Raw genomic sequence first — 24,751 nt, 5'->3', positions numbered from 1 at the left:
TGTCATGACTAAAGTTTCGGTTTTTAATCCCCCTTACACAGACTCGCCCCAGAAAGACATCAGTTGGACCGATCTCAACGGAAGCTCGCCTGCATTGGCGCTAGCAAAAGTCATAGATAGAACGCCTGGGCGGGTACTTGTCGTGACCGCCGATGCAAATCAAGCGCACCGGCTGGAACAAGAAGTTCGCTATTTCGCAGGTGAGCATACAGATTATCATGATGATATTACCGTTTTCCCAGACTGGGAAACGCTACCTTATGATACCTTTTCACCACATCAAGACATCATTTCCGAACGTCTGAGCGTGCTTGCCCGTCTCCCACAAGCCCGTCGTGGCGCGTTAATTGTTAGTTTAAACACGCTGTTACAACGTATCGCCCCAGTCGAGTTTGTACAAAGTCAGTCGCTCAACCTCACCGTCAACCAACAACTTGATGCCCTTGCGTTGCGCGAGCAACTTGAGCGTAATGGGTATCGTGCAGTTGAGCAAGTCATGGAACACGGTGAGTTTAGTAGTCGTGGCTCAATCTTAGACCTGTTTCCGATGGGCAGTACAACCCCCTATCGGATTGATTTCTTTGACAACGAAATTGATAGCATCCGTCCGTTTGATCCTGAAACACAACGCTCTTTGACACCGGTTGAATCCGTCAAACTCCTCCCGGCTCATGAGTTTCCGTTAACGAAGGCGGGTATAGAGCATTTCCGTTCAGCCTTTAGAGAGCGTTTCGAAATAAGTAATGAGCGCGAATCACTTTACCAGCAAGTAAGTAAAGGCCAAACGCCAGGTGGCATTGAGTACTACTTACCGTTGTTTTTTGAACAAACGGCGACATTATTTGATTACCTACCTAACGACGCATTGCTCGTTACCTTTGGCGATATTCAAGGCACTCTTGAGAAGCTCTGGATCGATATAAATCATCGTTATGAGCAACGACGCTACGATCAGCAGAAGCCGTTATTACATCCAAACGAAATATTCATGTTGGCGGAGCAGGTTCATAGCCGCTTTAAGCAAATGCGTCGCATTCGAGCCGCAATTCCAAGCGGTAAACCAACACCCGGTGCGGTGTCCTTCAATACTGCACCTGTGACAGACATCGCTGCGGAACATCAAAATAAGCAACCCTTTGCCAAGCTAAAGCAGTTGATCAGCACTGCGATAGATCAGGGGCAACGTTTGCTATTCGTCACCGAGTCCGCCGGACGAAAAGAAGCACTGCACGATATACTTGGGCGCATTGGTTACCCTGCACCGAGTGTTGTTCACTTCAGTGACTTTGAACAATCCAATGAACCGCTGGCACTGACAGTCGGCCCCATCATTAATTCGGTTCATTTAAAATCAGAAAATATCTATCTAATTACCGAAACCGAGTTGATGGGCAATCGTGTCTCACAACGACGTCGACGTGAACAAAAACCGACGCAAAGCTCCGACGCGCTCATTCGCAACTTAGCCGAACTCAAAATTGGACAACCTGTGGTTCACATAGACCACGGTGTGGGTCGCTATCAAGGCCTAACAACTCTTGACGCGGGCAACGTCACCACTGAATTTGTCACTATCGAATACGCTCAACAATCAAAGCTGTATGTACCCGTGGCAAGCCTGGATGTATTGAGTCGTTATAGCGGGGGGGAGGAGAACCATGCCCCACTGCATAAACTCGGAAACGACAGTTGGGAGAAAGCCAAAAAACGAGCGGCTGAGAAGATCCGCGATGTAGCGGCAGAATTACTTGATGTTTATGCAAAACGAGCGTCCAACGAAGGATATGGCTTTACCATTGATGCATACGACTACCAACGTTTTGCGGATAGTTTTCCATTTGAAGAAACGACCGACCAACTGAACGCAATTAATGCGGTAGTGCAAGATATGGCGGCGCCCCACCCGATGGACCGTCTGGTTTGTGGCGATGTAGGCTTTGGTAAAACGGAAGTCGCGATGCGTGCCGCTTTTATTGCTGTAAACGACAGTCGTCAGGTGATGGTTTTGGTGCCTACAACCTTGTTAGCTCAACAACATTACGACAACTTTAAAGACCGATTTGCCGACTGGCCCGTGCGTATCGAGGTGCTATCACGCTTTAAGACCGCTAAGCAGTCAAAGCAAATTATTGCCGATACTGAAAGCGGTCAAGTCGATATTTTGATTGGTACTCATAAGCTATTACAGGGCGACATCAACGCGAAAGCGCTTGGTTTATTGATCGTCGATGAAGAGCACCGCTTTGGTGTTCGTCAGAAGGAAGCGATAAAAAGATTACGTGCTAACGTCGATATATTAACATTAACGGCCACGCCGATTCCCCGCACACTGAATATGGCGATGAACAACATTCGTGATTTATCCATCATCGCAACCCCTCCGGCGCGGCGTTTAGCAGTTAAGACCTTTGTTAGAGAACACGACAATGCCACTATTCGCGAAGCAATCTTACGGGAAACGTTGCGGGGCGGACAGGTATACTTTCTACACAACAATGTAGACACCATTGAAAAAACGGCAAGAGAAATAGAAGCGCTTGTTCCCGAGGCAAGCGTCACAGTTGCTCATGGACAAATGCGGGAGCGTGAACTTGAACGCATCATGAGCGACTTTTATCATCAACGTTTTAATGTGTTGGTTTGTACGACCATCATAGAAACCGGCATCGACGTGCCGTCGGCTAATACCATTATCATTGATCGCGCAGACCATCTTGGTCTAGCTCAGTTACATCAGCTAAGGGGACGTGTGGGTCGCTCTCACCACCAAGCGTATGCCTATTTATTAACGCCTCACCCAAAACGAATGACAAAAGACGCCCTAAAACGGCTTGAGGCTATCGCACAACTAGAAGATCTAGGTGCCGGATTCATGCTTGCGACACACGATCTCGAAATTCGTGGTGCGGGCGAATTACTGGGTGATGACCAAAGCGGTCAAATAGAGAGTATTGGCTTTACACTCTACACTGATATGTTAGGGCAAGCTGTAGAATCTCTTAAGAATGGTCAGGAACCAACGCTTGAGGGGTTAACCCGAAATCGAGCAGAAATTGATTTGCGTATTCCCGCTTTGTTACCTGATGACTATATTGCCGATGTTAATATTCGCTTGAACATTTATAAGCGTATTGCTGGTTGCAATAATGATGAACAACTCGAGGATATTCAGGTTGAGCTTATCGATCGATTTGGCTTGTTACCCCAAGCTAGCAAAAACTTAATCGCACAAACACGCATACGCAACCACTCAGAAGCGTTAGGAATACGTAAAATTGATATGGGTAATCAAGGCGGTACGATAGAGTTTGGTGAAACAACTAAGGTGAAGCCGGAGACCATTATCGGACTCATCCAAAAATGTCCGAATCATTATCGCCTCGAGGGACCGACGAAACTCAGAGTCACTCAGTCGATTGAGGATACTCAAAGCCGCTTAGAACTGATACAGTCGCTTTTAGATGAGCTTGCTAGTGATAAATAGATCTGAGGAAAACAACATGAAGTGTAAGGGGCTAGTTTTTGGGTTACTGACGCTGAGCAGTCTATTCGCTTTACCCAAAGCACAAGCCAAGCAGGACCCTGAATACTGGCGCTGGTTTGAAGTTGAAGTGTTGCTATTCAAACACACAGTTGAGCAAGATATCAGTGAACAGTTTCCGCTTCATCTTGAACCAATTGATACTTCCAATGCAAATGACTTGATTGCACAAGTGGTCAATGCAAATCACCACAACTTGCGAGCCAATTTACCACTTTGTGAACTTGCAGAGCACAACTGGCAATGGAATTCCCTGCCCTGTAGTTATGAGGACGAACGTCTTAGCATCGAAATAAATGGTAGTCCTTTCAACCGTCCGAGCAAACTCTCACAGCTCGTCAAACTTCCTGTTCATTTTTTTGGGCCTGAAAAAGATATCAAAGATGCCCGCAGTCCTTTTTTAGTCCCTAAAAGCCACTGGGTGCTGAATGAAACCGAGCAAACGCTGGAGCAGCGCGGCTTAGCACAGCCCTTGCTGCACCTAGCTTGGCGACAACCTGTTTTTGGTCGTGATGATGGTTACAAATTTCATCTTTACGGCGGTAAAAACTTTGCTCATCGATATCAGTTTAACGGCTTTATGAAACCTCAAGATTCAGTCAAGTTCGCTCCTAGCACCGTTCGTAACGAACTTGACCCGCTCTCTCAACGGATGCAGAACATAGAGCAATTATTCGACATTCTCGCAAAGGGGCAACACCGTTTTGGTGCAAATGAGGACGGACAGTCCCTCGCACCGTTGCAAACTGAACCCAATAGTAAGCCGGTGTGGGAACTCGATGGCACACTTCATATCTTTCTAGTGGGCAATTATTTACATATCAAAGGCGATTTTAATCTTCGTGAGGAAGTTTTCATCGCTCCGCCGAATGGCGATCTTGCCGCACAAGCGTCAACATTGCTGACCTCAACGCAGGATAAAACTGAGGAAGAGCGATTTTTGCGTAGCTACCGCTTTGACCAGTTACGTCGGGTGATTAGTCACGAAACACACTACTTTGATCACCCCAAATTGGGTATGATTGTACAAATACGTCGTACCGATTTATCTGCGCGACGCTATTAGACCACCGGTTTCAACTTTTAGGAGCGACAATGGAAAAGTATGAAGAGCTTTTACTCGCGTTACGTAAAGTCATTCGAGCCATTGATCTGCACTCCAAACAACTCAACAAATACTCGGGATTAACCGCGCCACAGTTACTCATTCTACGTGAAATTGTTGCTCGGGATGGTATTACCGCAAGTGAAGTCGCGCAAAATATCACGTTAAGCCCGGCAACGGTCTCAAATGTTATTGAGCGAATGGAGCATCGCGGTTTAATCTATCGTCGACGTAGCAACACCGATAAACGTCGAGTGTTGATGTACATTACCGAGCAAGGTCAATCGCTACTGGCTCAAGCGCCACAACCCTTACAGGAAGACTTTATTGAGAGGTTTCAAGCACTTGATGAGTGGGAGCAATCCTTGCTGCTATCATCAATGCAACGAATTGCGACCATGATGGATGCTGAGCGGCTTGACGCAGCCCCCGTCTTGGAAGTAGGTAGTTATCACAAAATGGACAAGCATTCATGAATAAACTTTTTATCGCCATGGCTGTGCTACTCAATGCCACAGCCGCCTATGCTCAAGACTGTGGTGAAAAGCAAGCCGAGATTACCCCGATATCCACTATTCAAGGTGAGGAATGGCAATCTCCTCTAGTTGGGCAGAACGTAACCACTTCGGGAACAGTCACAGGAAAATGGACGGCTAACGATCAGCTGGCTGGTTTTTTCATACAAAGCACTGAGCCCGATAACAACCCGAGAACATCCGAAGGTTTATTTGTTAGCTCAACAACCCAACAACCTTTTTCAGAAGGCGATTTTGTGGTTGTTACAGGACAGGTGGCAGAAGCCAACGAACAAACACGTCTCGTTGACGTGACTTCGCTTTCGGCATGCCCTCAAGCACGCCCGCTACCCGCGCCCGTTGAAGTTCAGTTGCCTTTTGAAAGTAACGAACAACGCGAGCAACTGGAAAACATGTTAGTTACACTAGTCGCCGAAAGTGGGCAAGAACTAACAATCTCCGGTCATTATCAATTACCACGTCATGGCTACTTTGACGTATCCAGTGGTCGTTTGTTTACCCCATCACAAATTGTTGAGCCAGGTGCTGACGCACGCGAGCAAATGCGCATCAACCAATTGAATCGTGTTCAAGTAGACGATAACAGTGATGTTGAACCCAACACACTTCCGTTTGAACAGCTGACGAGCTCAGCGCAAAACTCAATGCGCAGCGGAACAACGATGATGCCGATTGTTGGCATTCTTACAGAGTTTCGTGGTAGAGCACGCATTCAGCCTACGGAAGCCGTAGTCGCAAAACATATTAGCGAGCCAGAAACACCTAAGGCAAAAGATGAGTATCTACGAATCTCAAGCTTTAATGTGCTGAACCTGTTCAATGGCGATGGTGACAAAAATGGTTTCCCGACCGAACGCGGTGCGAAAAGCTTCGATGCGTATCAACGCCAACAAGCTAAAATTGTCTCAGCGCTGGTCGACATTGACGCCGATGTATTTGGCTTAATGGAGGTTGAGAATGACGGTTACGGCTCCGACAGTGCAATTGTACAGCTCGTTAATCAGTTAAATGAGGCACAAGATAGCCCGTATGTTATCGCCGAGCCAAGAGCTCAACGATTAGGTGACGATCAAATTGCTGTCGGTCTCATTTACAATCGTAATCGCGTTAAACCGATTGGTCATGCGCATACAATAACTCAAGGTCCTTTCCGCTCAGGTAGCCGACCACCTTTAGCGCAAGTGTTGGAGGACAAACAATCGGGGCAGCAATTTACCGTTATCGTAAACCACTTCAAGTCGAAAGGTGGATGCCCTGACAATGGACCTAACGCCAACCAAAATGATGGTCAATATTGTTGGAATCAGCAACGCCTTGACTCAGCCGCGGCGCTACTTGAGTGGGTCAAGCAAAATGCGTTCCCAGCACCTGTGCTATTGGGGGACTTCAACGCCTACTACAAAGAAGATCCGGTACAGTACATAGCGAACCATGGTTTTAGTAACGTCTCGCACGCCGACGAATACTCTTATGTATTTGATAGTCAAGCCGGTGCGCTAGACCACGTGTTTATTGATCAGGGTTTGACCGACAGCGTTAAAAATGTCCAACATATCCATTATAATAGTGATGAACCCACGGTATTTAGCTACCAAGATACCGAGTACTTCAAGGTGGGACCCTATCGCTCATCGGATCACGATCCAGTGTTTATCGATGTTGAGTTCTAATGCTGCTTGTTACCAAACCTGAGCTCAAACTCAATACCTAGCATCCAGTGGCCTCGACGGGTTTCATAACGTTCCTCTCGAGGCCAATGGTGCCCCACCCATGTCTCCATCAACAGCCACGACTTGTATATTCGGCGCCTATCAAGTACCCGAATACCATAACCCGTTACCGTAACAGGCGCTTCGTTTTCTCCTTCGGACCAAATTTCTGTTGCATAGGCATGATCATTACCTGTTAAAAAATAGACCGTTGCCGATGAGCCCCACCGCACACCCTGCGTCTCTTGAGCAAAGGTCCCGATCGCGGACCATTTAGCGACAACATGTGTTGTTAATTGAGTTTCGGTATCGATACGTTGTGCAACACCAAAACCATCACTATCGCGCCAAAATACTGAGGATTCCCAGCGCATTAAACTGATATCTGACAAAATACTATCAACCCGATAGCGAGCACGCGCATAGGTATCAAGCTTAATACCGCCCCGCACCCCAACACTGTAGGTCAACCGGTGTGCTTCGTTTACTTGACGGCTAAAACCTAGCCCAATGAGCCACTCATCATCTGTATTTGGGGAGTTGATCACTGAGGGCTTACCCACGTCCTGCTGGTCTAAAAACTCACCCTCATCGACTTGGCCTAGAAAAGCCGAGAAATCTTTTTTTGCGTGTGGCAGCTGAAATCGGGCACGAAATCGTGAATCGACTTCAAACTTATGGTAACCCGACCACTGCGGCGCGACTGTTAAGCGCCCATAAGTTTCATGTTCACCACTGTTCATACCTCGGTCAGCAAAAAAACTGTCAACCCAGCGAGCGCTGGACTCAACGGAGGTCTCTAAACCATATCTAAACTGCTCAAGCCAACCATCTGAGGTATTTTCTTGAGACACCGAACTCGAGTCATTCGCATCTGATTGCGCCTGTGCAAGGGAAGGTGCTGTCCATAGCACGAGCATAAAAATTCCACTCACATAAATCTTTTTCATCCCAACTGACCTATATTGTTATTAGAAGCAGTAATGCAGGAGGCTTTTTATGTCCAAATATATATTCATCATGCTCGCTGTTCTTTTCACTCACTTGAGCATGGCACAAAATGAAATCAACGAAAAGCAATCTCACGAGCAAATAGCGACTTTTGCTGGCGGCTGCTTTTGGTGTGTTGAGGAAGCATTTGAGCAAATGAACGGCGTTCGAGAGGTCATTTCAGGTTTTAGCGGTGGAACAGAGCTCAACCCGACCTACCAGGAAGTTTCCGCAGGTAAAACAGGTCACACTGAGAGTGTACAAGTCTATTATGATCCTAACATTGTTTCATACGCCGCCCTTTTGCAAAAATTCTGGCGTATCATTGACCCCACGGATAATAAAGGTCAATTTGTCGATCGTGGTCAGCAGTACCGTCCAGAAATTTTTTACCACACCGATCAACAACGTAAAATTGCTCAGCAAACCAAACAATATCTAGCCGAACACGGACCATTCAAAAAGCCTATTGTCGTGCCAATAACACGGTTTAAGTCCTTCTATCCCGCCGAGGACTATCATCAAAATTATTATGATAAAAATCCGATCCGCTACAAAGTCTATACGTTTAATTCAGGACGTTATGACTTCATCGAGAAGTTCTGGGGAGATACCTCAGATATCGATTATCAACAGTACACCAATCAAAATCCCAATGGAGTCAATCAATCGGATGCAGCGCAAGCACGTTGGAAAAGTTACAGCAAACCGAGTGATGAAGTGTTGCAGCAAAAGTTAACTGACACTCAGTTTGAGGTAACACAAGAGGATGGTACTGAGGAGCCATTCAATAACGCTTATTGGGATAACAAGCGCCCCGGCATTTACGTTGATATTCTAAGTGGTGAGCCCTTATTTTCATCTACAGATAAATACAAATCGGGTACCGGTTGGCCCAGCTTTACCCAGCCGATCACATCCGATGCGGTGGTGGAAAAAGAGGATAACAGCTGGTTTTACACACGCACAGAAATTCGCAGCCGCTATGGTAATAATCACATTGGTCACGTTTTCAGCGATGGTCCAAAACCAACGGGGTTACGCTATTGCATGAACTCAGCTGCTCTAGAGTTTATCCCTTTAGATGAAATGAAAGAACATGGTTACGGCGATTACATAAAGTATGTAACCGCCGATAACTAGAACGGTTAAGCGTGCCAGCCGAGTTCTTGAGCACGCTGTTGAGCTTGCTTTGGAACATCGGTTGCGACGAAGTGATGATGTAACACTTGTACACCGAGCATATGGTTGATAACTGCATCAAGCTGTACTTGCTCTTCAGCGGTGACATCACTTGAGCTGTGGCGCGCAAACACGGCTTGTACCGCATCAAAATCGAGTAAGCCCGCATCCTTTACCGCTTGCTCACTCAAAAACTCCTCCGCTAAACGTTCTACTGCTTTCCATTTTTCAGGATCGGTATGCGCAGGTGGCGCCATAAATGCAAACTTTTCGCGTTTATAGAGCGTTTCCGGCAACAAGCCTTTCATCGCTTCACGCAATACATATTTCTCCTTGTTACCTTTTATGCGTAAATGCGGAGGCACCGTAAAGGCGTATTCTGCTAAGTGATGATCGAGAAACGCAGGTCGCGCTTCCATTGAGTTAGCCATATCCACGCGGTCCCCGCCCCATGTTAGAATTTGCCCCTCTAACATGGTTTTAATCCACACGTACTGTGCGCGATCAAGTGGATGGCGCCCGGTCAGGTAGGCTTCATCTAATGTGTCTGCAATCGCCTGACCCGGGTCGTAGTCCTTAAGTTGCTGTTGCAGACTTTTGTTAATTAGTGGTTTAGCGACGCTACTACAAGACAGCCAAGGTTGCACACAACTCGGCGTAAAGCCCACTTTTTGGTTTAACGCATCGCTGCTGAATTCTTCTCGAGCCAGCATTGCACCTTTAAACAACTGATTATTTTTTTCCAGTAGCTTTTGCCATTCAAGCCGTTCAATTTCCGGTAAATGTTCGAGACCATGTAAAAACATATCCTTGCGAAACGCTGGGTAGCCAGCAAACAGTTCATCGGAGCCTTCGCCTGTCATAACGACTTTATAGCCCGCCTCATGCACTTCCTGACTCATCAAGTACTTAGCGACACCCAGCGTGTTGTAGATCGTCCGCTCGGTATGCCATAGGGTTTTTACAAAATGATCGTACAAATCATTCGCCTTGAGCGCCATAATGTGATGGTCAGCGTCAGTCGCCTCGGCCATTTCACGCGCAATGGGCGTCTCGTCATAGTCGTCCGAATCAAATCCAATGGTGAACGCCTTAACTGAGGTTTGGGTCGATGCCGATGCAAGACCCAAGATCGAGCATGAGTCGATGCCTCCCGAGAGATAGCAGCCTACCGGTACATCAGCGGTCATACGATGCTGTACCGCCTCTAAGAGCTTTTCACGCACGCCCTCGACATATTCTGTCTCATCGACCTCATCACCGGGATAGTCGTGTTCATTAGGAAAATCCACGTCCCAGTACTTCAGCGTATCGATGTTGAGTGTGCCATTATTACGTTTGATTTTAACCACTTGCCCAGGCTGCACTTGATGAACTCCTTCAAATGCCGTTGAGCCGGGCACCATCACTTGAATCAGTTGGTGGTATAAGCCCTCAGCAGAAAACGCCCGCTTTACTTGCGGATGAGCGAATAGCACTTTCAACTCCGATCCAAAAACGATACCTTCGTCTGTCTCAGTCCAGTAAAGGGGCTTAATACCAAAACGGTCACGCACTAAATAAAGTGCATCTTCGTATTTATCATACAAGCCAAATGCAAACTCACCCCGTAGCTCCTTTAATGTGGCTTCGAGGCCATAGCGTTCAAATAGATGAAGTACGATTTCAGAATCGCTTTTCGTTCGAAAACGCGCCCCCCGTGCCGTCAAATCGGCTCGAATACGTTTGAAATCATAAAACTCACCGTTGTGAGTTAGCATCAGTCGTTCATCAGCAGACAAAAAAGGTTGCTTAGCACGCTCTTCATTTAAGTCAATAATCGATAACCGAGCATGACTAAAACCAATCCCCTGCTCCGATTGTATGTGATAGCCATATCCATCAGGACCTCGATGATGCATTATCGCAGCCATATTGACCAAGGTCTGAGCGTCGATAGGATCATTGACGCGGTGATTGAATACTCCAGCAATTCCGCACATCTTCGTTTTTCCTTGTGTTATACGACATCGATAACGCGCTCAGCGCGTTGAACCATACACGTAAGTAGCGCCATCCTCAAAAACACCGCACCTCGAGCTTGGCTGAAATACCAGTTATGCGGTGTATGATCGAGATCCGTTGCTAGCTCAGGTCCACGAGCCAATGGGTGTAAAATAATAGCGTCTTCTTTCAAAGGCGACTGTGCATCCAAACTAAACGACTTACCATACGTATTGAATGTCTCTCCCTCCCAAGATATCGCATTGATGTAGACCACATCGATATCTGGCAACGTTGCATTCAAATCAGTCGACGTCCGCACATGAATGCCTGCTTGCTCTATCTGCTCTCTTTGCTGTTCAGCAAATAGATGCTCTGATACAGAGTCATCATGAATAATGACCAACTCTTTAATCGCATCCGGAAATTTGAGTAAACTTTTTATCAGGCTCCTAACAGTTCGCATTCTGTTCGGGACACCAATAATACCCACACTCACCGCGTGTTGTTTCGCATCGGCTGTCGTTAGTTCTGGCTTCCATTTAAACAAGGCATAAAGGTCAGCTAGCGCCTGCGTTGGATGCTCATCACATCCATTACCTGCATTGATGATCGGTATTCTCAACGAATCGATCATTTCCTCTAACGAGGACTCGTTGTTATCTCTCAGTACGACACAGTCGCCATAGTTATTAAACATTTCAGCGACATCGGCGAGGCATTCTCCCTTAGCAATCCCAGTAGTAGAGCGATCCGTGATCGACATAATATCGCCGCCTAAACGGTGCCAGGCACTCTCAAATGAAAGTCGCGTGCGCGTACTCGGCTCATAGAAGGCAGAAATTAAGATTTTGCCCTGCAACGACGTGCTAAAACGTCGTGGATTGGCCTCGTACTTTGCTGCGAGTCGAAACAACTGCAACATACCATTTTGTGTAAACTGATCCGACGAAACAATGTGTTGATTAGCCAACTTCAACAGGTAATCACCATCCTCTTGAATCGCTCTTAGCAATGCTTTGGGGTGTGCGTCGCCGCACACGTCAGGTCTGTCCCGCTCAAAGGAAACATCCTTTATATTCATACAGTTACCATATTGATTTAGAAAAATAATCTTTTAAAAACAAACCGATGAGTACCACCGGCGCCAATACCGTGAGTATAAGCGCCCCCGTGACCAATAAATAAAATGCAGTTTCTGAAATAATCATTGCCCATTCTCCTGCAATTCATGCCACGAAAACTGACGTTTGTTGAATACAATGCCAATTGCACAAATCAGGCCTGACACAGCACAAGACACTAATGCTGCGACGTAAAATCCAATCCAAAAATAAGCGATCAGCCCGGCTATCGTACCTGCCGCCATCGCTATTCCAGCGAAAGTCCCTTGCAGACGTCGCCAGTAAAGCCCTATCACGATAGGCCAAATGGTGCTTGCGACAAAAGCTCCCGCAAAGTTTAACAGCGCACCCAAGGTCGCTATTCGCGGCAAGCACAAGAGCCAGGTCATCACGCCAATGCCGAGCAAGCAGTACCGATTAAATCGCATCAGTTGCTGATCAGATGCGTTCTTCTTAATTAACTTATGATAGATATCCTGAGTGACTAAGTCAGACGAGGCCGCCAGCAAAGAGTCAAGACTAGACGCCAACGCCGAGAACACAACAATAAATACCAGTATGGCACCTGTTTTGCCGAGCACCGATGCAGCAACCGCCGGCCCTATCATATCGGCCGATGCCGGAAATATGCCCAGTTGTGGCGCGGCCAATGCAATGAATCCAGTCACAACTGGAATCGGTAGCCACAACAAGCCACCGGTTAAATAAGCTTTGTATGCGACATCCTTACGAAAGGACAAGGCTCGCGACCACCACACATTTGAGTGAAAAATTTCTCCCAATCCGAAAAATATATTATTAAACAAAAACATCACAGCGGCGGGAAATAGCAGATCTAATAGCTGCGGGTGCGCTTCACTCAGCTCTGTATGTATACTGGTTAAGCCCACGTTATCGATCAACCAATAAGCCACGACAGCAACACCGACGATAATAATTAAGGCTTGAATAAAGTCGGTAGCAATAACTGCGCGTAAGCCGCCAAATAACGTGTAGCCCACACACATCGCCAAAATAATCGTCATGCCAATGTAATAATCCAAGCCGCTTAGTGCTTCGAGTAGAATACCGCCCGCCATACCGAGGCTCACCAGCCAACCAAAGGCATACACCACAGAAATTACCAAGAACACGGCCCAAGCGAAGCGACCATAGCGCAATCGGACAAAGTCGCCCGATGTGTAACCTTGCGGCAGCAATTGTTTAATTCGTTTAGCCATCGGCGCAAATAACAACAATCCCAACGCAGCAAAGGAGTACCCGACCATACCCCATACACCTAACTGATAAGTGAGTTGAGGCGCCACCAAGGTTGTATTGCTCGTCACCCATGTCGCCATGGCGGTTGCCGCTGCGAACGCAAAACCAACATTCCGCCCGGCTAGCGCAAAGTCCTCATGAGACTTATTCTTTCGCCCCAGCCAAACACCAAAAGCAATCCACACCAAGGCAAAGCCAACGATAATGAACAGTGCAGTCTGTGTATCCAGCGCAAATTCAGTCATTAGCTTCCGCCTTCTTGTGTCCCATAATTAATGTCAGCAACAATAATAGAAATAGCAATGCGCCCAACACAAACAGTGTCAACGCCTGCCAAATCGGATAGTGCTCAACAGTGACTTCAATCGCCGTTTGGCTGACCACGCGCTGTTGATGCACGGCGCGAATATAATAATGACCTGATTCGAACCCTGTCAGGGTCACTTGGTTGAAGTTGCCCATGATTGGCACGGTCTGCAGTAAGCTCGCAAAAGACTTAGATTGACTCACTTGGAGTGACAAGGGGCGTAATGTCGGCGAGACGTGATCGAGCTCAACGACGAAATAGCCCGCACGCACTTTCTCGACAGGTCCAGAAAGCACGACGGTATCCTCGCTCTGCGCCACCGCCGAACAAGATATTAATATAGATAACAACGCAAATAGCGCTTTGTTATAGCTTTTCAGCCACACCTGAAAGCTTGTCATAGCATGAGTTCTTATTATCTTTGACACAAATTTCAGCCTATCAGCGGTTCTCGGGCTTTTCAACTTAACTGGCTGAGTATGACGCATTGATACATAATTCTTAACAATTCGCTAATTTCAATAAAATCAGATAACTTGATACAAACCAATTAGTTTTGAATTGCGTATAATCTTTCAATGTAATCAACCACAAAGTTAATCTATGAAGTATTTATGTAGTTTAGGCTCAAATATCGAACCAGAACTCCACTTTTCTCGTGCTAAGCATTACCTGCATCAAATCTCTGATGAACTGGCATTTACACGCGACATTCTTACCCGTCCTGTTGATATCGATACACCGCACCCTTTTCTGAATGCATTATTCACTATCGAAACAACCCTGACAGCTCAGCAATTAAAACAACGTTTTAACGAAATTGAAGAGCAACTCGGGCGTGACCGTGACGACCCGAATCGCAGTATCAAAGATCGTACAATTGATATCGATATCCTCGGCCCCTTTGATGAACAGCCCGAGGTACCTACTTATTTACAAGAGATTGCTTACGAACTGAAGGAAGGATAATCATGGCAAAGAATGTGCTGATTACTGGTGCTGGCCGACGCTTTGGCTATGAGCTAGCCAACCACCTCATTGACGAGGGCTATCAAGTGTTCGCCCATTACAACAGCTCTAAAAACGGAGTTGAGGCGCTCGAACAGCGCGGTGCGACTCCTTTACAAGCCGATTTTAACGAGCCTAGCGCGGTACAGTCATTGATTGAGCAGATTAAAAAAAAGACCGATACGCTCGATATGTTAGTCAACAATGCATCGTGCTTTTTTGATAACGAGACTGTTGATAGCGACACCGACGCACTAGCGGCCGTTTATAATGTTCACGCGGTAGCTCCTTACTTACTCATTACTGGACTTCAGTCGCTACTCGAGCACAGTGATAACCCTTTGGTGGTGAATATCACTGATATCTACACTGACAGTCCTTCACCGAGCTATATTGCTTACTGCGGCGCAAAAGCTGCGCTAGCGAATATGACGCAAGGGTTTGCTAAAACTTTAGCGCCCAAAATTCGGGTCAATGCCATCCAACCGGGTCCGATTCTCTTTTTACCCGACCACGATGACGCGCATCGTCAGAAGGTTATGTCCGAAACACCACTGAATGTTGAAGGCGGTTTGCAGCCGATGATAGAGACGGTCAAGTTTTTACGCGACAATCCCTTCCTTACGGGTGAGTCAATTAAGGTTGATGGCGGGCGTTCACTCAACATCTAGCCTGCTTACTCTCAAAAAAAAAAGCCGCCCGCATAGAATATGCGGGCGGCCTTTTTATCGCTATCAAGTGCTTATTTCTTTTCGAGCATTTGACGCAGTACGTAATGCAAGATACCGCCGTTTTTGTAGTACTTCATCTCATTTGAAGTATCAATGCGGCATTTAGCTTGGAATTCTACTTCCTTGCCATCTTTACCTTTCGCAACGACATCGAGCATCTGCCCTGGTTTAAGGTCTTTATTTAAACCTTTGATCGAGATGGTTTCATCGCCTGTCAAGCCATGCGCTTCAACGCCTTGACCGTCTTCAAACTGCAACGGTAAGACACCCATACCAATCAGGTTAGAGCGGTGGATCCGCTCATAACTTTCGGCAATCACGGCTTTGACACCCAATAACCGCGTACCTTTCGCTGCCCAGTCACGGCTTGAGCCAGTACCGTACTCTTTACCGGCGAGCACAACCAACGGCGTGTCGTTCTCGATGTACTTCATTGCTGCATCGTAAATCGACATTTCCTCGCCAGTCGGAATGTACTTGGTGAAACCACCTTCAACGCCATCAAGCATTTGGTTTTTGATGCGAATGTTACCAAAGGTACCGCGCATCATGACCTCGTGATTACCGCGACGAGAGCCATACGAGTTAAAGTCTTTCACTTCTACACCATTTTCTTGCAGGTAACGACCTGCTGGCGAGTCCGGTTTGATCGAACCGGCTGGTGAGATATGGTCAGTCGTGATCGAGTCAGCAAACACTGCAAGCACATTGGCATCTTCGATGTCGCTTGGATCAGCCAACGGCTCATTAATGTCGTCAAAGAATGGTGGATTTTTCACATAGGTTGAATCATCCTGCCAATCATAGGTTTTACCTTCCGCGACTTTAATAGAACGCCACTCTTCATCACCTTTAAAGACTTCGCCATATTCCTTACGGAACATTTCGTTATCAACCGTCTTAACGGCTTCGGCAATTTCAGAACTGCTTGGCCAGATGTCTTTTAACATCACATCGTTACCGTCTTTATCTTTACCGAGCGGATCTTTGCTCAGATCGGTACGCGTTGTACCTGATAAAGCATAAGCCACGACCAACGGTGGTGAAGCCAACCAGTTTGCTTTCACATCGGGGTGAACACGACCTTCAAAGTTACGGTTCCCCGATAGCACTGACGATACCGTCAAATCACCCTCGTTGATCGCATCACTGATCTCGTCATCTAACGGACCTGAGTTACCGATACATGTAGTACAGCCGTAGCCAACTAGATGGAAGCCAAGCTCTTCAAGGTACGGCGTCAGACCGGCTTTCGCCAAGTAGTCAGTTACCACTTTAGAGCCTGGCGCAAATGAAGACTTAACCCAAGGCTGGCGAATAAGACCTTTCTCAACCGCTTTCTTAGCGAGCAAACCTGCCGCCATCAACACACTGGGGTTTGATGTATTGGTACAGGACGTAATTGCAGCTATCACAACATCGCCGTGAGAAAGCTCAAAGTCTTGGCCTTTCACCGGAACCGACTTATCTTTTTCGTTGGCTTTACCGTTAGTCTCTAAGATAAGATCAAAGTTGCTACCCAGTTGCTCCATGTTCACACGGTCTTGTGGACGCTTAGGTCCCGCAAGCGATGCGCGCACTTCACTCAGATCCAACTCAAGCGTATCAGTAAACTCTGGCTCGTTGTCATTGCTACGCCACAAGCCTTGCTCTTTACAGTAGGACTCAACCAGCGCCAGCGTCTCTTCATCACGACCTGACAAACGCATGTAGTTGATAGTTTCTTCATCCACTGGGAAAAAGCCACAGGTCGCACCGTATTCTGGCGACATGTTTGAAATGGTTGCACGGTCTGCCAGTGGCAAGTTATCCAAACCTGGACCATAAAACTCAACGAATTTACCAACCACGCCTTTCTCGCGCAGCATTTGCGTTACCGTCAACACTAAGTCAGTTGCCGTCACACCTTCATTCAATTTGCCCGTCATACGGAAACCGACGACTTCTGGAATCAACATTGAAACCGGTTGCCCGAGCATGGCGGCTTCGGCCTCGATGCCGCCAACACCCCAGCCTAACACGCCAAGCGCGTTGATCATGGTGGTGTGTGAATCCGTACCTACCAACGTATCTGGGTACGCGACGGTTTTACCATTTTCTTCTTTGGTCCAGACACTCTTACCGAGATACTCAAGGTTGACTTGGTGACAAATGCCGGTGCCCGGCGGTACAACGCGGAAGTTTTCAAACGCTTTCTGACCCCAACGTAGGAACTCATAGCGCTCTTTATTACGCTCCATCTCGATGCGTACGTTTTCTTTGAACGCCTCGGGTGATGCGTATTTGTCAACCATCACTGAGTGGTCGATAACCAAGTCCACGGGTGATAGAGGATTGATTTGCTCCGGGTTTTGCCCTGCGTTACTGACCGCATCACGCATCGCTGCCAAATCAACAATGCCTGGCACGCCTGTAAAATCCTGCATCAGGACACGTGCTGGACGATACTGGATTTCACGATCAATTTTACGTTCTTTTAACCAGTCCACCATTGCAGTTAGGTCTTCACGAGTGACGGTTTCCCCATCTTCGTTACGAAGTAGATTTTCTAACAGTACTTTCATCGAAGCGGGCAATTTATCGATATTGCCGAGCTCCTTGGCTGCTTTCGGTAAACTGTAATACTCGTACGAGTTACCATTAACATCCAATGTACTTAACGTATTCAGACTGTCTTTGCCTGACATAGTACTCTCCCGTTCGCTCTTGCGTTAGTTAAGCTGATAGGTTTTTATTAATATAGTCAATGAGGCTAGGTTCAACCAAGCCTTTTAATTTATGCAAACATATTGCGCTGTAAAGAGCTACCAACAAGCGCTCAAATTTCACTCATAACCATCTATTTTTACGAATAATTGTGTCTATATAAGTAGTGATTAAAGACTAAATCAGATCATTTCGTTAAACTAACTGCATTGATATTAATCATAAACAAAGGAAATAGGCAATGAGCCAAGTTTTGGATAACCTCCTTGATTTACTTCGCTTGGAAACAATTGAACAAGGTTTATACCGTGGAAACAGTCAAGATCTGGGCTTTGGCGCGGTATTTGGTGGTCAAGTGATCGGTCAAGCCTTATCTGCGGCCAAAGAAACTTTACCTCCTGAACGTCTTTGTCATTCATTTCACAGCTACTTCTTACGCCCAGGCGATGCCAAAAAGCCTATCGTTTATGATGTCGAGGTTATCCGAGACGGTAATAGTGTCTCGACTCGTCGAGTTAAGGCGATTCAGCACGGTAAAGCTATTTTCTACATGACAGCATCGTTCCAGCAACACGAAGAGGGCTTTGAGCATCAAGACGCGATGCCTGATGTACCTGGTCCTGAAGGGTTAGTCTCGGACATTGATATTTATCGTGAACACGAAGAACTGATCCCTGCACCGCTGCGCAACAAATTCATCAGCGAAAAGCCCATCGAAATGCGCTTTGTTACCTCATACAATCCATTTAAACCCGAAAAAGACGAGCCGAAACGTTACGTTTGGCTACGCGCTAATGGCGCCATGCCTGATGACCCTCGCGTGCACAAATACTTACTCGCCTACGCTTCGGACTTTAACTTTTTGCCCACCGCATTACAGCCACACGGTAAGAGTTTCGCGCAACCCAAAATGCAGGTCGCGACCATCGACCATGCGATGTGGTTTCATCGTGATTTTCGCATGGATGATTGGCTACTGTATGCGATTGACAGTCCTTCTGCGAGTGGTGCACGCGGCTTAGTTCGCGGTCAACTATTTAACCGTGAAGGCACCTTAGTTGCATCGACAATACAAGAGGGCATGATCCGCGACCGCAGCTAACCACGCTAACCTTTAGACACAAAAAAGCCGGCTTAACAGCCGGCTTCTTAATTCGTGTCAATTACATGCTAGCTTAGTCCAATAAAGAAGCCTGCAATGGCTGCACTCATCATATTAGCGAGCGTTGCCGCCAATAAAGCGCGCATACCTAATCGTGCGATATCGTGACGTCGACTCGGAGCCATACCACCGAGACCACCAAGCAAAATAGCAATCGATGAGAAATTAGCAAAACCGCACAGAACAAAGGTAATGATAACTTGCGAATGCTCACTCAACTGATCTTTGTAATTAACGAAATCAAGGTAAGCAACAAATTCATTGATCACCAGCTTTTGTCCGATAAAACTACCGGCCAGCTGTGCTTCATCCCAGCTCACTCCTAAAACATAGGCGACTGGCTGAAATACATAACCAAATATTTCTTGTAAAGTCAGCTCGGGATAACCAAACCAGCCACCGACCCAGCCAAATATACCGTTTACCAGTGCAATTAGTGCCACAAACGCCAGCAACATAGCCCCGACGTTCATCGCTAGTTGTAGACCGCTTGAAGCTCCTGTTGCCGCCGCATCAATCACGTTAGCCGATTGATCATCAACCTCGACTTCGGTCAGGTCATTGCGTGGTTTTTCCGTTTCCGGAATCATCATCTTGGCCATTAAAAAACCGGCGGGAGCAGCCATAAAGCTCGCAGCAATCAAATACTTCAGCTCTACCCCCACACCGGCATAACCCGCTAATACAGAACCCGATACAGAAGACATGCCCCCGACCATCACAGCGAATAACTCTGAACGCGTCATCGTGCCGATAAATGGCCGCACCATCATCGGCGCTTCAGTCTGGCCAACAAAAATATTTGCTGCAGCAGACATCGATTCGGGACGGCTGGTATTAAGCAAGCGTTGCAACCCGCCGCCTAAAATTTTAATAACCCACTTCATAATGCCTAAATAGTAAAGCACCGAAATAAGCGATGAGAAGAAAACAATGACACTCAATACTTGAATCGCGAAAACAAAACCAAAGTCTTCACTGGCAAGCGAGCCAAATAGAAAGTTAATGCCCGCTCCAGTGTAGCCAATCACTGTCGAAACGCCTTGGGCAAAGCCAAATAACATTTCTCGTCCGACCGGTACATACAGTACAAAACAAGCAAGTAAAAGTTGAATCGAAAATGCGCCAATAACCGTGCGCCAGCGAATGGCTCTGCGGTTAGTGGACAATAAGAAAGCAACGAAGAAAATAACGGCAATGCCAAGTAAACTATTCATAAAGGACCGTGAGTTATTCAGCCAGCAGCTGGCGTATTTTTGTTTTTATTATATCAATCGCAATTTCGTTTCGCCCGCCTCGGGTTACTACGAGATCAGCATACTGCTTGGAAGGAAATATATGGTCGAAGAAGGCTGGACGAACATATTTTTCATATTGTTCTGTGACCGATTGCAAATTGCGACCACGCTCTTCGATATCGCGCTTAATACGGCGCAGTAAGCAAATATCAAGAGGCGTATCCATGAATACCGAGATATCGAACTCTTCTCTTAAAGAAGGATCTGTCAGGAGTAAAATGCCCTCAACCATAATGACTTTCGCCGGGGCTACAGGAATACTCTCAGGCAGTCGCGTGTGAGTGGTATGACTATATTGCGGCATTTCGACGGCTTTGCCATCACGCAGATCGCGAATATGCTGCTTTAGTAAGTCATGTTCAAATGCAGACGGTTGATCATAGTTCGTCAACACGCGCTGCTCCATCGTCATGTGGCTTTGGTCTCTGTAGTATGCATCTTCGGCTAAAATCGCAATGCCGTCACTACCTAACTCTGCAACCAGTTCCTGATAAACTGTCGATGCAAAAAGACTCTTACCCGAGGCCGATGCCCCCGCAATAGCAATAACTGTCGTTTTACTCACAACCCTGTCATTTCCTTGTAACCTCTCTGACCGCGCGCAATTATCCTTGATTCCACCGCTAATTAAAACCCTTGCATTAAAATCCATTTTGTCTAATTTAGTTACAATTTTTAAACATCTAAAGCTACATAGTTCATTTAACGCTGTTTAATATAGTGATGTAACATACAACAATTAGGATGACACAACATGAAAATGGTAAAAACGCTCACGGCGATGGCCGTTGCATCCGTATTGCTGGGGGGCTGTCAAGCGACCTCTGCTGAACGTGAAAACACACAAACAGTTGCTGTACAACAGCAAAACCTACCTCAAGTTGATATCAATTACGAGACATTTACGCTCGATAATGGTTTAACCGTTGTCGTTCATGAAGACCGAAAAGCCCCGATCGTTGCTGTCAACGTATGGTATTCCGTCGGCTCGAAAGACGAAAAAGTAGGCAAGACAGGTTTTGCTCATCTGTTTGAGCACTTAATGTTCAACGGTTCTGAAAACTATGATGACGAGTATTTCGGTCCGTTTGAACGTGCTGGCGCGACCGAGATGAACGGCACCACCAATAACGATCGCACTAACTATTTTGAGAATGTACCGACCCCAGCCTTAGATATGGCACTGTGGATGGAATCCGATCGCATGGGTCACCTACTCGGCGCTATTACACAGGATAAGCTAGATGAGCAGCGCGGTGTGGTGCAGAACGAAAAACGCCAAGGTGAAGCACAACCTTATGGTCGGGTTTGGGGCTATTTGGCTGAACAAACCTTTCCAGAAGGCCACCCTTATTCATGGTCTGTCATTGGCTCTATGGAAGATTTGAATGCAGCGAGCTTGGATGACGTCCACCAGTGGTTTAAAGATTACTACGGCGCAGCCAATGCGGTTGTTGTATTAGCGGGTGATATCGATGTCGAGACCGCTAAAGCAAAAATGCAAAAATACTTTGGTGACATTGCGCCGGGTAAAGCGATTAAGAAGACGGAGCAATGGATAGCTAAACGTGATGAAAGCAAACGCGCTGTGATGGAAGATAACGTCCCATCATCACGTATTTATAAAGTGTGGAACACCCCTCCGATGGGAACAGAAGACTCTGAATATCTATCACTGCTCTCAGATATCTTGGCCGGCGGTAAAAACTCACGTTTGTACCAACGCCTCGTTTATGATGAGCAGATCGCGACCAGTGTATCTAGCTTCCAATATGCGCGTGACGTTGCAGGCCAATTTATGGTGATTGCAGACGCCAAGCAAGGTGTTGAGCTTGAACGCATCGAAAGCATCATTAACGAAGAGTTGAACAAGCTACTCGCCGATGGACCGACTCAAGAGGAACTTAATCGCACACGCTTTTCAACCATGGCATCTTTCGTTCGCCAAGCTGAGAAAGTGGGTGGTTTCGGTGGTAAATCCGACATTCTTGCGTCAGGCGCAGTCTATCATGGCGATCCAGGTTTTTACGCCCAAGAAATGGACTGGGTCGAGAGCGCCTCAACGGCGGATCTTCAAACTACGGCAAATGAGTGGTTAAGCAGCGGTGACTTTACCCTATTTGTGGAGCCACAACCTGACTATACTGCTGGCGAGAGCATGAGTGATCGCAGTCAGTTACCGGATGTGGGTGACCTACCACAACTTGAACTACCTGAGCTTCAGCAATTCACTTTATCAAATGGGCTTGAAGTCTACTTAACCGAGCGCCACGACACACCAACCGTAGAGCTTTCTTTGAGTTTTGATGCCGGTTATGCCGCGGATGCAGGTAAAAAGTCGGGTACCGCGAGCTTTGCGATGGATATGCTCAACGAAGGCACTGAAAACTACTCATCGATGGAGCTTGCCGCGCGTCTAGAGAGTTTAGGTACACAATTATCAACACGTGCGGGGTTAGATACGTCAACCATTTCGCTAGACACGCTCACCGTTAATTTGGGCGAGAGCCTGAACCTCATGGATGAGGTATTACAACGCCCAACCTTTGCTGAGGATGAGATCGAGCGTAAACGCGCTAACTGGATCGAAAATATTCGCAAGGAACAGGCGCGTCCACAATCGCAAGCGCTACGCGTTTTACCAGGCTTAATGTTCGACGAAAACCATGCATATAGTCAGCCGCTAACGGGGTCAGGCACGATTGACTCAATTAAAGCGTTAACGCGCGACGATTTAGTGTCATACGTAGATACTTGGTTACGTCCAGACAATGCAAAATTGGTTATCGTTGGCGATACCACTGAGGCTGAAATCAAGCCTTTGCTTGAGAAGGCATTCAGCGAGTGGCAAGCACCGACAACCGCGGTTCCGACTAAACAACTTGATACACCGGCGCCTCGCTCAGAGTCACGTGTATTCTTAATTGATCAGCCAGGTACACCGCAATCGTTGATTATTGCCGGTCAATTAGCACCGTCCGGCACTACTGCAAAAGCGGATTTGATTGACGTGACCAACACCATTTTAGGTGGCTCATTTACAAGCCGTCTTAATATGAATCTCCGTGAAGATAAAGGATGGTCTTATGGCGCGCGTTCAATCTGGTTAGACTCTGAGGGCCCTGGTTTGTTAATCGCATTAGCACCTGTGCAAATCGATAAAACAACCGAGTCGATTGAGGAGATCCTTAAAGAGTACAATCAGTACGAAGGTGATAAACCAGCCACCGAAGATGAGCTCAAGAAAGTGATCGCTAATAAAACAGCTAAGCTCCCTGGCGCCTATGAAACAAAAAGTGCGTTAATGAGTGCGCTCACCGAAACCTTGAACAAAGGTAAGACGATTGAGTACTTAGAAGCTTATCCGAGCCGAGTTTCGGCCATCACGCTTGACCAAGTTCAGAGCGAAGCGAAGGATTTACTGCGCCCTGACGCATTAACATGGGTTATCATAGGCGATCTCGACGTTATCGAAGACAAGGTTCGTGAAATGAACCTAGGCGAAGTCACCATTTTGAAAGAAACAAAATAACGACTGCGTTAACCTTAAAAAGGGCTGCGAATGCAGCCCTTTTTTATATCCGTACTAAATAATATGATTTCCTAATACGAGAATCTGACAAACAATGACTCCCACAGTCAGCATTAAACGCATAGGATAATACCGTGACTGGCTGGTCATGGTTGTTCCACGCGCCAGCTTGCGCTCAAAAAATAGTACTAAAGCGAAGCCAACGATTTGCAGTAACAGCGACCAAAATATTGTGTTGAGTAATAAGGTTAGCCAAGCGAGTAAAGCAAAAACATTGCTTGTAATTATTAACCCTTGGGTTGATTCAGTGTCCGCTCGATGAAGTGCCCGCCCCCATAATATGCCGGATAAAAAACTCAATATAACCGCCCCATAAGAAACCAACGCAGGTAATGGGTTACCAATCAAAGGCAATTCGATCGCCATCAAACTTGATAATGATAACCCGAGAAACGGAAGCAAACCGCCGAAGCCGAGTAGATAGATCCATTTTGTTTTTACTGATGTCATGATCACGTCCAATTTATTGTTTTTTTCGTATACCCAAAGTACGTCATATCATATGTAAAGTTCAATT

General features: G+C 46.7%; 19 protein-coding genes. 9 read left to right on the top strand and 10 right to left on the bottom strand.

Annotated elements, in window-relative coordinates; all coding sequences use genetic code 11:
• The first annotated feature begins 4 nt into the window (after positions 1-4).
• The 4 genes from mfd to AWU56_RS04780 are packed head-to-tail and all read left to right on the top strand — an operon-like array spanning position 5 to position 6,852.
• Positions 5-3,484 (top strand): transcription-repair coupling factor, encoded by a 3,480-nt coding sequence (gene mfd, locus AWU56_RS04795; protein ID WP_286681907.1) that lies wholly within the window; start codon positions 5-7, stop codon positions 3,482-3,484.
• Between the two features lie 16 nt (positions 3,485-3,500).
• Positions 3,501-4,607 (top strand): CsiV family protein, encoded by a 1,107-nt coding sequence (locus AWU56_RS04790; protein WP_286681906.1) that lies wholly within the window; start codon positions 3,501-3,503, stop codon positions 4,605-4,607.
• Positions 4,608-4,636: 29 nt separating this feature from the next.
• On the top strand, positions 4,637-5,122 hold the full coding sequence (locus AWU56_RS04785; protein WP_006955538.1) for a MarR family winged helix-turn-helix transcriptional regulator: 486 nt from the start codon (positions 4,637-4,639) through the stop codon (positions 5,120-5,122).
• Positions 5,119-6,852, top strand: a complete 1,734-nt coding sequence (locus tag AWU56_RS04780) for an ExeM/NucH family extracellular endonuclease (protein ID WP_286681905.1) — start codon at positions 5,119-5,121, stop codon at positions 6,850-6,852. Before AWU56_RS04785 ends, AWU56_RS04780 begins: the two co-directional genes overlap by 4 nt.
• On the opposite strand, the gene AWU56_RS04775 is transcribed toward AWU56_RS04780, so the two are convergent.
• Positions 6,849-7,841 (bottom strand): hypothetical protein, encoded by a 993-nt coding sequence (locus AWU56_RS04775; RefSeq protein WP_272978017.1) that lies wholly within the window; start codon positions 7,839-7,841, stop codon positions 6,849-6,851. The two genes, AWU56_RS04780 and AWU56_RS04775, sit on opposite strands and share 4 nt — an antisense overlap.
• A gap of 49 nt (positions 7,842-7,890) precedes the next feature.
• Here AWU56_RS04775 and msrB point away from each other — a divergent pair, with 49 nt between their 5' ends.
• Positions 7,891-9,024 (top strand): peptide-methionine (R)-S-oxide reductase MsrB, encoded by a 1,134-nt coding sequence (gene msrB / locus AWU56_RS04770; protein WP_286681904.1) that lies wholly within the window; start codon positions 7,891-7,893, stop codon positions 9,022-9,024.
• A gap of 5 nt (positions 9,025-9,029) precedes the next feature.
• Here msrB and asnB read toward each other — a convergent pair whose 3' ends face one another.
• Genes asnB through AWU56_RS04745 form a run of 5 tightly spaced genes read right to left on the bottom strand, consistent with a single transcriptional unit; the run spans position 9,030 to position 14,138 of the window.
• Positions 9,030-11,045, bottom strand: coding sequence for an asparagine synthase (glutamine-hydrolyzing) (asnB, locus tag AWU56_RS04765; protein ID WP_286681903.1), 2,016 nt, complete (start codon positions 11,043-11,045; stop codon positions 9,030-9,032).
• Between the two features lie 17 nt (positions 11,046-11,062).
• Positions 11,063-12,130: an aspartate/ornithine carbamoyltransferase family protein gene (locus AWU56_RS04760; protein WP_040487880.1), complete on the bottom strand. Its 1,068-nt coding sequence runs from the start codon at positions 12,128-12,130 to the stop codon at positions 11,063-11,065.
• Positions 12,131-12,134: 4 nt separating this feature from the next.
• A complete protein-coding gene (locus AWU56_RS04755; protein WP_006955544.1) occupies positions 12,135-12,257 on the bottom strand; it encodes a hypothetical protein in 123 nt (40 codons plus the stop codon).
• The gene (locus tag AWU56_RS04750) at positions 12,254-13,675 is read right to left on the bottom strand and encodes a sodium:solute symporter family protein (RefSeq protein ID WP_272978014.1); all 1,422 of its coding nucleotides are present in this window, start codon (positions 13,673-13,675) and stop codon (positions 12,254-12,256) included. Before AWU56_RS04750 ends, AWU56_RS04755 begins: the two co-directional genes overlap by 4 nt.
• Positions 13,668-14,138 (bottom strand): hypothetical protein, encoded by a 471-nt coding sequence (locus AWU56_RS04745; protein ID WP_272978013.1) that lies wholly within the window; start codon positions 14,136-14,138, stop codon positions 13,668-13,670. Before AWU56_RS04745 ends, AWU56_RS04750 begins: the two co-directional genes overlap by 8 nt.
• Positions 14,139-14,340: 202 nt before the next feature.
• Here AWU56_RS04745 and folK point away from each other — a divergent pair, with 202 nt between their 5' ends.
• Both folK and AWU56_RS04735 read left to right on the top strand, forming a co-directional pair.
• Positions 14,341-14,706, top strand: a complete 366-nt coding sequence (gene folK, locus AWU56_RS04740; protein ID WP_272978012.1) for a 2-amino-4-hydroxy-6-hydroxymethyldihydropteridine diphosphokinase — start codon at positions 14,341-14,343, stop codon at positions 14,704-14,706.
• A 2-nt stretch (positions 14,707-14,708) separates the two neighbouring features.
• On the top strand, positions 14,709-15,416 hold the full coding sequence (locus tag AWU56_RS04735) for an SDR family NAD(P)-dependent oxidoreductase (protein ID WP_272978011.1): 708 nt from the start codon (positions 14,709-14,711) through the stop codon (positions 15,414-15,416).
• 71 nt (positions 15,417-15,487) lie between these two features.
• Here AWU56_RS04735 and acnA read toward each other — a convergent pair whose 3' ends face one another.
• Positions 15,488-18,163 (bottom strand): aconitate hydratase AcnA, encoded by a 2,676-nt coding sequence (gene acnA / locus AWU56_RS04730; protein WP_286681902.1) that lies wholly within the window; start codon positions 18,161-18,163, stop codon positions 15,488-15,490.
• A 260-nt stretch (positions 18,164-18,423) separates the two neighbouring features.
• Here acnA and tesB point away from each other — a divergent pair, with 260 nt between their 5' ends.
• On the top strand, positions 18,424-19,284 hold the full coding sequence (tesB, locus tag AWU56_RS04725; RefSeq protein ID WP_006955550.1) for an acyl-CoA thioesterase II: 861 nt from the start codon (positions 18,424-18,426) through the stop codon (positions 19,282-19,284).
• A gap of 68 nt (positions 19,285-19,352) precedes the next feature.
• On the opposite strand, the gene AWU56_RS04720 is transcribed toward tesB, so the two are convergent.
• Entirely contained in the window at positions 19,353-20,561 is a 1,209-nt protein-coding gene (locus AWU56_RS04720) for a NupC/NupG family nucleoside CNT transporter (RefSeq protein ID WP_006955551.1), read from the bottom strand.
• A gap of 13 nt (positions 20,562-20,574) precedes the next feature.
• A complete protein-coding gene (udk, locus tag AWU56_RS04715) occupies positions 20,575-21,207 on the bottom strand; it encodes a uridine kinase (protein WP_006955552.1) in 633 nt (210 codons plus the stop codon).
• Between the two features lie 189 nt (positions 21,208-21,396).
• On the opposite strand from udk, the gene AWU56_RS04710 reads away from it, so the two are divergent.
• Positions 21,397-24,174: a M16 family metallopeptidase gene (locus AWU56_RS04710; RefSeq protein WP_286681901.1), complete on the top strand. Its 2,778-nt coding sequence runs from the start codon at positions 21,397-21,399 to the stop codon at positions 24,172-24,174.
• A gap of 54 nt (positions 24,175-24,228) precedes the next feature.
• On the opposite strand, the gene AWU56_RS04705 is transcribed toward AWU56_RS04710, so the two are convergent.
• Entirely contained in the window at positions 24,229-24,684 is a 456-nt protein-coding gene (locus AWU56_RS04705) for a DUF3429 domain-containing protein (RefSeq protein WP_006955554.1), read from the bottom strand.
• Between the last annotated feature and the right edge of the window lie 67 nt (positions 24,685-24,751).

It is taken from the genome of Idiomarina sp. T82-3 (assembly GCF_001577655.1).
Taxonomy (GTDB): domain Bacteria; phylum Pseudomonadota; class Gammaproteobacteria; order Enterobacterales; family Alteromonadaceae; genus Idiomarina; species Idiomarina baltica.
Note: the sequence above shows the minus strand (reverse complement) of the source record. Positions and strands in the feature narration are given on the sequence as shown.